Genomic DNA, 8910 nt, shown 5'->3' with positions numbered 1-8910 from the left:
TGCTGACCGAGAGCCTCACCACCCGCTGGGACCCCGAGGTCGTCTTCGACCGGCTCTTCCGCACCGGGAACCACCCCTTCTGGCTCGACAGCAGCCGCACCGGCGGCCCCCTCGGCGAACTCTCCGTCATGGGCGACGCCTCCGGCCCCCTCGCCCGCGTCGCCACCGCCGACATCGCCCGCGGCACCGTCACCGTCACCGCCACCGGGGAACCCGCCCGGACCGTGCCCGGCGACTTCCTGACCTGGCTGGAGCGGGACCTGCGCGCGGCCCGCGTCGAAACCCCCGGCCTCCCCTTCGACTTCGCCCTCGGCTGGGTCGGCTACCTCGGCTACGAGCTCAAGGCCGAGTGCGACGGGGACCCGGCGCACCGGCCCGCCGAACCCGACGCCGTGATGGTCTTCGCCGACCGCGCCGTCGTCTTCGACCACCGCACGGACACCACCCATCTGCTGGCCCTCGCCGAGGACACCGACGAGGCCCCCGCCCGCGCCTGGCTGCGGACCACCGCCGACCTCCTCGCCGGGACCGCCGGCCACGCCCCCGGCCCCTGCGAGGCGCCCGTGGCTCCCGGCACCACCGGGATCCGGCTGCGGCACGACCGCGACACCTACCTCAAGCTCATCGCCGCGTGCCAGGAGGAGATCAAGGCCGGCGAGACCTACGAGGTCTGCCTCACCAACATGATCGAGGCGGAGGCCGACCTCGACCCCTGGCAGGCGTACCGCTTCCTGCGCCGCACCAGCCCCGCCCCGTTCGCCGCCTTCCTGGGCTTCGCGGACCTGTCCGTCCTCAGCACCTCCCCGGAGCGCTTCCTGCGCATCGACCGGAACGGGCTGATGGAGTCCAAGCCCATCAAGGGAACCCGGCCGCGCGGCGGCTGCGCCGAGGAGGACGCCGCCCTCGTCGCGGAGCTGGCGTCCTGCGAGAAGGACCGCGCCGAGAACCTGATGATCGTCGACCTGGTCCGGCACGACCTGGGCCGCTGCGCCGAGGTCGGCTCCGTCACGGCCTCCCCCGTCTTCCAGGTGGAGACCTACGCCAGCGTGCACCAGCTGGTGAGCACGGTCCGGGCCAGGCTCCGGGAGGACGGCTGCGCGGTCTCCGGCGTCCGGTCCGCGTTCCCCGGCGGCTCGATGACGGGCGCCCCCAAGATCCGCACCATGCAGATCATCGACCGGCTGGAGGACGGCCCCCGCGGCGTCTACTCCGGGGCCATCGGCTACTTCTCGCTGACCGGAGCGGCCGACCTGAGCATCGTCATCCGCACCGTGGTGATCGGCGGCGGCACCCTCCGCTACGGCGTGGGCGGCGCGATCATCGCGCTGTCGGACCCGGAGGCGGAGTTCGAGGAGACCGCGGTGAAGGCCGCACCGCTGCTGAGGCTGCTCGGCGCCGAATTCCCCGGGCGCGCGCCCGCGACCCCCACGACCGCCGCACCGGCCCCGGCCGGTGACCCCGGCGCCCTCATCTGAACCCCCGGGAGTGACGATGCCCGTCCGCACCACCGACTACACGATCGACCCGCCGGCCGGTTCCCCCGGCGCCCTGGGCGGCTTCACACTCCCGGACGTCTTCCAGGCCGCCGTGGACGCCGCCCCCGACGCGGTGGCCCTCGTCGACGGGGACCGCTCCCGGACCTGGCGGCAGTGGCGCGCCGACGTCGACGCCCTGGCGCGGGGCCTCCAGGAGCTCGGGGTCACCCCCGGCGACGTGGTGGCGGCCCACCTGCCCAACAGCTGGGAGTTCCCGACCCTCCACCTGGCCGTCGCCGCCGTCGGCGCCGTGCTGCTCCCCGTCCACCAGGGCAACGGCCCCAAGGACGTCCACGCCCTGCTGAGCCGGGTGGAGCCAGCGCTCGCCGTCCTCCCCGCCGCGACCCAGGACGGCGGCGAACCCGAACTGACCGTCCGTCATCTCCTGCGGACCGTGCCCTCGCTCGGGACCGTCCTGCTCACCGGGGCGGCCGGTGAAAGGGAGGACGAGCCCGGCACGGCCCGGCTGGACACCCTGCTGGCCACCTGGTCGGGCAGCGCCCCCCACCCCGTGACCGTGACCCCGGACATGCCGTTCGTGCTCGTCCCCTCCTCCGGCACCACCTCCGCCCGGCCGAAGATCTGCCTCCACACCCACGACGGCCTGCTGTCGAACACCTCGGCCGTCACCGCCGAGGCCCCGGAGGCGTTCGCCCGGGCGGTCGTCACGGCCTGCCCGCTCACCCACCTCTTCGGCCTCCAGTCCCTCCACTCGGCGCTGTTCGCCGCCTGCCGGCAGGTCCTCCTGGGGTCCTGGGACCCCGACCGCTTCCTCGCCCTGGCCCGCGAGACCGACCCCAGCGTCGTCTTCGCCGTCCCCGCGCAGCTCCACGACATCGCCGCCCGCCTCACCGAGACCGGCGAACCGGCCGGCTTCCGCCCCCACGAGGTGCGCACCGCGGGCGCGGCCGTACCTGGCGCGCTCGTCACGGGCGTACGGGCCGCGCTCGACTGCGCGCTCGTCGTCGTCTGGGGGATGTCCGAACTGGGCACCGGCACCCGCACCCGCGCCGACGACCCCGCCGACGTCGCCACCCGCAGCGTGGGCCTGCCGACGAGCGGCGCCGAGATCCGCGTCGTCGACGAGGACGGCCACGACTGCCCCCCGGGCACGGTCGGCGAACTCCGCTACCGCAGCCCCGGGATGTTCCGCGGCTACTTCCGCGAGCCGGAGCTCACCCGCGCCGCCGTCACCGGCGACGGCTGGCTGCGCACCGGCGACCTGGCCGCCCTGGGCGCCGACGGACGGGTGGAGTTCCACGGCCGGTCGGCCGAGATCGTCAACGTCGGCGGGCGGAAGTTCAACGCCACGGAGATCCAGGGCCTGCTCGCCGGCCTGCCCGGCGTGGGCCCCCTCGCCGTCCTGGGCGTACCGGACCCCCGCCTCGGTGAATACCCGTGCCTGGTCGTCACCGGGAAGGCCGACCCGGTGCCCGGCCTCGCGGAGGTGACGGACTTCCTGCGGCGGCTCGGCGTGGCCGACTACAAGATCCCGCTGGAGGTGGTCACCGTGCCGGAGCTCCCGCTCACCCCCGCCGGCAAGCTCCACCGCCGGGCGCTGGAGAAGGCGCTCGCCACGGGCGAGATCGCCCGGGGCCCGGTCTGCGACGGCACGGAACGGCGGCCGCGCACGGTCGAGGAGGCCCTGGACCTCGTCCGCGGGTGCGTGACCGACGTGCTCGCGGGCGTACCGGTACCGGCGGATGTACGGGGGGACACACGCAGGGACGCCGTCCCCGCGGAGGCGACCTTCCGTGACCTGGGCCTCGACTCGGTCCTCGTCATCCGGCTGCGCAACCTCCTCCAGGAGGCGACGGGGCTGCCCCTGCCCACCACCCTGGCCTTCGACTTCCCCACCCCGCTCGCCGTGGCGCGGGCCCTGACCGGCCGCCCCGACGAGGCGGCGGCACGGGAGGCCGTCCCCGCGCGGGGCACGGACCCGGGGGAGCCCGTCGCCGTCATCGGCATGGCCTGCCGGCTGCCGGGCGGGGCGCACTCCCCCGAGGAGCTGTGGACCCTCCTCACCGACGGCACCGACGCGGTCTCCGGCTTCCCCACGGGCCGCGGCTGGGACCTCGACCGGCTCTTCGACGCCGACCCCGAGCACCCGGGCACCTCCTACGCCCGCGAAGGCGGCTTCCTGCACGACGCGGGCCACTTCGACGCGGGATTCTTCGGCTTCTCCGACCGGGAGGCGCTGGCCACCGACCCCCAGCAGCGACTGCTGCTCGAGATCTCCTGGGAGGCCCTGGAACGGGCGGGCATCGACCCGGCGACCCTCAAGGGCACCCCCACGGGCGTCTTCACCGGCGCCATGTACCACGACTACGCCACCGACCGGGCGGGCGCGGCGGCCGGGCTGGAAGGGCTGCTGGGCATCGGCACGGCCGCGAGCGCCCTGTCCGGGCGCATCGCGTACACCTACGGTTTCGAGGGCCCGGCCCTGACGGTCGACACGGCCTGCTCGTCCTCGCTCGTCGCCCTCCACCTGGCGTGCCAGTCCCTGCGGTCCGGGGAATCCACCCTGGCCCTGGCGGGCGGTGCCGCCGTCATGGCGACGCCCGCGTCCTTCGTGGAGTTCTCCCGGCTGCGCGGACTGTCCCCCGACGGGCGCTGCAAGTCCTTCGCGGACGCCGCCGACGGCGCGGCCTGGTCCGAGGGCGCGGGACTGCTCCTGCTGGAGCGCCTGAGCGACGCCCGCCGCAACGGCCACCCGGTGCTCGCGGTCATCCGGGGCTCGGCCGTCAACCAGGACGGCGCCTCCAACGGCATCACCGCCCCCAACGGCCCCTCCCAGCAGCGCGTCATCCGCCAGGCGCTGGCCAACGCCGGTCTCTCGGCCCGGGACGTCGACGCCGTGGAGGGCCACGGCACCGGCACGGCCCTCGGCGACCCCATCGAGGCCCAGGCACTGCTGGCCACGTACGGCCGGGACCGGGACGAGGACCGGCCGCTGTGGCTCGGGTCCGTCAAGTCGAACATCGGGCACGCGCAGGCGGCCGCCGGGGTCGTCGGCGTCGTCAAGACGGTGCTGGCGCTGCGGCACGGCGTCCTGCCCAGGACCCTCCACGTCGACGAGCCGTCGTCGCACGTGGACTGGTCGGCCGGGCATGTGCGGCTGCTCACCGAGGCCCGGGACTGGCCCCGGGAGGACGGGCGGCCGCGCCGGGCGGGAGTGTCCTCGTTCGGGATCAGCGGCACCAACGCGCACGTGATCCTGGAGGAACCGCCGGCGGCGGGCCCCGTGGAGCCTGTCGGTGACGGTGCCTCCGGGCCGGCCGTCCCCTGGGTCCTGTCCGCCCGCACCGAAGCGGCCCTGCGCGCCCAGGCGCTGCGGCTGGCCGAGCACGCGCGGGCGAACCCCGCCCTGCCGGCCCGGGACATCGGCCACTCCCTGGCCACCACCCGGGCCCTGCACGGCCGGCGGGCCGTCGTCACCGGCTCCTCGCGCGAGGAACTCCTCGCCGCCACCGCCGCGTTCGCGAGCGGCGAGCGCGCGCCCGGTGTCGTACGCGACGAGAGCGCGCCCGGCGACCTGGCGTTCGTCTTCACGGGCCAGGGCAGCCAGCGCCTCGGCATGGGCCGCCGGGCCGCCGCGGCCTTCCCCGTCTTCGACGCGGCGCTGCGCGAGGTCGGCGCCGCCCTCGACCCGCTGCTGGAGCGGCCGCTCACCTCGGTGATGTGGGCCGCCCCCGACTCCGAGGAAGCCGGGCTCCTCGACGACACCGCGTACGCCCAGCCGGCGCTGTTCGCCGTCGAGGTCGCGCTCCACCGGCTGTTCACCTCGTGGGGGGTGGTCCCGGACCACCTGGTGGGCCACTCGGTCGGTGAGATCACCGCCGCCCACGTCGCGGGGGTCCTCGGGCTGCGGGACGCCTGCGCCCTGGTCGCGGCCCGGGGCAGGCTGATGGGGGCGCTGCCCCCGGGCGGCACGATGGTGGCGGTCCGCATCGCCGAGGACGAGCTGACGCCGTGGATGGCCGGGCTCGCCGGCGCCGTGTCCGTCGCCGCGGTCAACGGCCCGCGCTCGGTGGTGCTGTCGGGAGCGGAGGGCCCGCTCACCGGGCTCGCCGACCGGCTCGCCGCCGCCGGGTACAAGACCCGGCAGCTCGTGGTGAGCCACGGCTTCCACTCGCCGCTGATGGAGCCGGTGCTGGCGGAGTTCCGGGAGGTCGTCGAGGGCCTGTCCCTCGCCGCCCCGGCCGTCCCGGTCGTCTCGGCCCTCACCGGCCGCCTCCTGACCGCCGAGGAGGCCCGCGACCCCGGCCACTGGGTGCGGCACGTACGGGAACCGGTGCGGTTCAAGGACGCCGTCGACCGGCTGCGGAGCGGGCCGGCCGCGACGACGTGCTTCCTGGAGCTGGGCCCGGACCCGGCGCTCACACCGATGATCGACGAGTGCGTCCAGGCGACGGCCGCCCGGCCGGGGTCCGTCACGATCGTCCCGACGCTGACGACGGGTCAGGACGAGGCGCGGGCCGCGCTCACCGCCGCGGCCCGGCTGCACGCCCACGGCGCGTCCGTCGACTGGCCGGCCGTGCTGCCCTCGGCCGTGCCGGTGGCCCTGCCGACGTACGCCTTCCAGCGCCGCGAGTACTGGGTGACCTCGACAGGGGCGGCGACCACCGCTCCCCCGGTGCCGCCCGTGGTGCCCGCGGTGCCTGCGGTGCCTGCGGTGCCTGTGCCCTCCGTCGACGAGACGGGCGCGTCCCCGCTGCGGGACCGGCTGGCCGGGCTCGACGGGCCCGAGCGGGACGAGCTGCTGCGGGACCTGGTCCTGGCCGAGGTGACCGCCGTGCTCGGCGGGCACGGACCGCACGGCGAGGAGGCCGGCGCGCAGCCCTTCACGGAGATGGGCATCACGTCGGTCAACGCCATCGAGCTGCGCGGGCGCATCGGAGAGGCGACCGGCGTCCGCCTCCCCGCGACGCTGGTCTTCGACCACCCCACCCCCGACGCCGTCGTCGCCCTGCTGCGGGAGCGCCTGGAGCAGGCGGCGACCCGCTCCCCGCGCGGAGTGACCGGTCTGGTGGACGAGCTGGAGTACCTGCTCTCCACGGGTGTGACGGTCAACGCGGAGACGGCGGACCGGCTGCGGGCCCTCGCGACCCGCTGGGGCACGGAGACCGCGCCCCCCGAGGCCGACGCGCCGGAGGGCGGGCTGGACCTGGACGCGGCCACCGACGAGGAGCTGTTCCGGCTGATGGACGGGGGGTGAGGGCACGCCCGCTGGCTCTCAGGTGAGGCCGTGCGCCGGCGCCCGTTCCCGGGGCCGGCGCACCCTCACCCGCTATCCGCCTGCTCGCCGGGCCATGGAGTACAGGGGCCAGCCGTCGTGGTCGGCGCGGGTGGACACGTCGGTGAAGAGGCCGCTCACCCGCAGCAGTTCCGGCACGGAATCGCCGTGCACGTGCCCGTGCTCCACGACGAACGCGCCCCCGGGCCGCAGCAACCGCCCGGCCGCCGCCACCACGTGCCGGATGACCCGCAGCCCGTCCGGCCCGCCGAAGACCGCCTGCCGGGGCTGGTACGTGCCGAACTCCGGGGGCACCTCCGCCCCGTCCGGCATGAAGGGCGGGTTCGCCACCACCAGGTCCACCCGCCCGGTCAGCTCGTCCAGGAGCCCGGGGCGGGTGACGTCCGCCTCGTGCAGGACGATCGGGGTGTCGCCCCGCTCGACGCGCCGCTCACGGTTGCGGCGGGCGAAGTCCAGCGCCAGCGGGTCGAAGTCGACGGCGTGGACGGTGGCGTCGGGCCGCCGGTGGGCCAGGGCCAGCGCGATCGCGCCCGAGCCCGTGCACAGGTCGGCCACCAGCGGCGCCGGGACGTCCGCGACGGCCTCCAGACCGCTGGAGAGCACCAGCTCGCTGTGCGGACGGGGGACGAACACCCCGGGACCCACCGCCACCTCGACACCGCCGAGCCCGGCGAGGCCGGTCAGATGACCCATCGGCGCCCCCTCGGCCCGGCGCCCCACCAGTCTGCGGAACTTCGCGGCGACCCGGTCGTGCGGCGCGAAGTCCGGGGCCAGCTCGCCCACTCCTCTGCCGAGCACATGGGCGGCGATCTCCTCGACCTCGCCCCGCGGGGCCGGGTGCCCCGTACGGCGCATGATCGCCACCGCCTCGTCCAACAACACCTCGAGGGTCTCTCGTGCCATGGATCCTCCCTCTGCGCGGCCGTACCGTCACTCGACGGAAGCCGAAGCAGCAACCATGCACCCGACAGCCCTAGGTGAGACCCGAGACTTTTCGTGTTACGGCCGGTGGCCGGTCAATTCCCCGGTCCCGCATGCTCGCTGTCGAAATCACGACGTTTTCGTCACATCATCCACCTGCGGGAGATCAGCCATGAGTGGGCTCACCGTACCTGTCGACGCCCCGATGGCCGGGGACGACATCATGATCGAGACCGAGGGCGTCGGCAAGGTCTTCGGTTCCGTACGCGCACTGGACTCGGTGGACATCACCGCCCGGCGGGGCACCGTCCTCGCGCTGCTCGGCCACAACGGCGCGGGCAAGACGACCCTCGTCAACATCCTCGCGGCCGCCCTGCCGCCCAGCTCGGGCCGGGCCAGGGTCGCCGGGTACGACGTCACGCGCGAACCCCGGGAGGTCCGCCGGCGGGTGGGCCTGACCGGCCAGTTCGCCTCGGTCGACGCCCAGCTCAGCGGACGGGAGAACCTCGTTCTCATCGCCCGGCTGCTCGGCGCCGACCGGAGGTCCGCCCGGGCCAGGGCCGACGAACTGCTGGAGCTCTTCGGGCTCCAGGACTTCGCGACCCGCCGGCCGGGCACCTACTCCGGCGGCCTGCGCCGGCGCCTCGACCTCGCCGCGAGCCTCGTCGGCCGACCGGATGTCATCTTCCTCGACGAGCCCACCACCGGGCTCGACCCGACCAGCCGGCTGAGGCTGTGGGAGATCGTGGAGGGGCTCGTCGCCCAGGGCACCACGGTCCTGCTCACCACCCAGTACCTCGACGAGGCGGACCGGCTGGCGGACTCCATCGCGGTGCTCTCCGCCGGGTCCGTCATCGCGAGCGGCACGGCAGCCGAGCTCAAGGCCACCGTCGGCCAGCGCACCGTCACCGTCACCCCCGACCCGGCCACCGGCCCGGACGCCGCCGCCGAGGCCCTGCGGCGGGCCGGGCTGGAACCGGTGCCGGACCGGGAGAACGGCACGGTCGTCATCGCCATCGAGGCGTCCAAGGACATGGCCGCCGTCATCAGGGCCCTCGACCAGGCGGGCATCGAGGCCACGGAACTGTCCTTCGGCGAACCCAGCCTCGACGACGTGTACCTGGCCCTGGCCGACCAGCAGACACGCCCGCGGGCGACGGTACCGGCCGCCTTGTAACGCCCCGGCCCACCCCGCCC

At 75.3% G+C, this 8910-nt stretch carries 4 protein-coding genes; 3 read left to right on the top strand and 1 reads right to left on the bottom strand.

Features of this window, described 5'->3' with window-relative positions; translation table 11 throughout:
* Together pabB and K6I33_RS26565 are read left to right on the top strand one after the other, a co-directional pair.
* A partial coding sequence (gene pabB, locus K6I33_RS26570) for an aminodeoxychorismate synthase component I (RefSeq protein WP_229357065.1) occupies positions 1-1475 on the top strand: 1475 nt, incomplete at its 5' end.
* Positions 1476-1491: 16 nt separating this feature from the next.
* On the top strand, positions 1492-6753 hold the full coding sequence (locus tag K6I33_RS26565) for a type I polyketide synthase (RefSeq protein WP_229357064.1): 5262 nt from the start codon (positions 1492-1494) through the stop codon (positions 6751-6753).
* A gap of 72 nt (positions 6754-6825) precedes the next feature.
* Here K6I33_RS26565 and K6I33_RS26560 read toward each other — a convergent pair whose 3' ends face one another.
* Positions 6826-7695, bottom strand: a complete 870-nt coding sequence (locus tag K6I33_RS26560; RefSeq protein WP_229357063.1) for a HemK/PrmC family methyltransferase — start codon at positions 7693-7695, stop codon at positions 6826-6828.
* A gap of 190 nt (positions 7696-7885) precedes the next feature.
* Between K6I33_RS26560 and K6I33_RS26555 the strand changes: the two genes are divergently transcribed.
* Entirely contained in the window at positions 7886-8890 is a 1005-nt protein-coding gene (locus K6I33_RS26555) for an ATP-binding cassette domain-containing protein (RefSeq protein WP_229357062.1), read from the top strand.
* Positions 8891-8910: the final 20 nt, after the last annotated feature.

The organism is Streptomyces sp. UNOB3_S3, from assembly GCF_020740895.1.
Classification (GTDB): domain Bacteria; phylum Actinomycetota; class Actinomycetes; order Streptomycetales; family Streptomycetaceae; genus Streptomyces.
This window is presented reverse-complemented; position numbering and strand designations above follow the sequence as displayed.

Excerpts from the sequence above, each read along its gene's own strand:
- K6I33_RS26565 (WP_229357064.1), top strand. The coding sequence starts at position 1,492 with ATGCCCGTCCGCACCACCGACTACACGATCGACCCGCCGGCCGGTTCC.
- K6I33_RS26560 (WP_229357063.1), bottom strand. The coding sequence starts at position 7,695 with ATGGCACGAGAGACCCTCGAGGTGTTGTTGGACGAGGCGGTGGCGATC.
- K6I33_RS26555 (WP_229357062.1), top strand. The coding sequence starts at position 7,886 with ATGAGTGGGCTCACCGTACCTGTCGACGCCCCGATGGCCGGGGACGAC.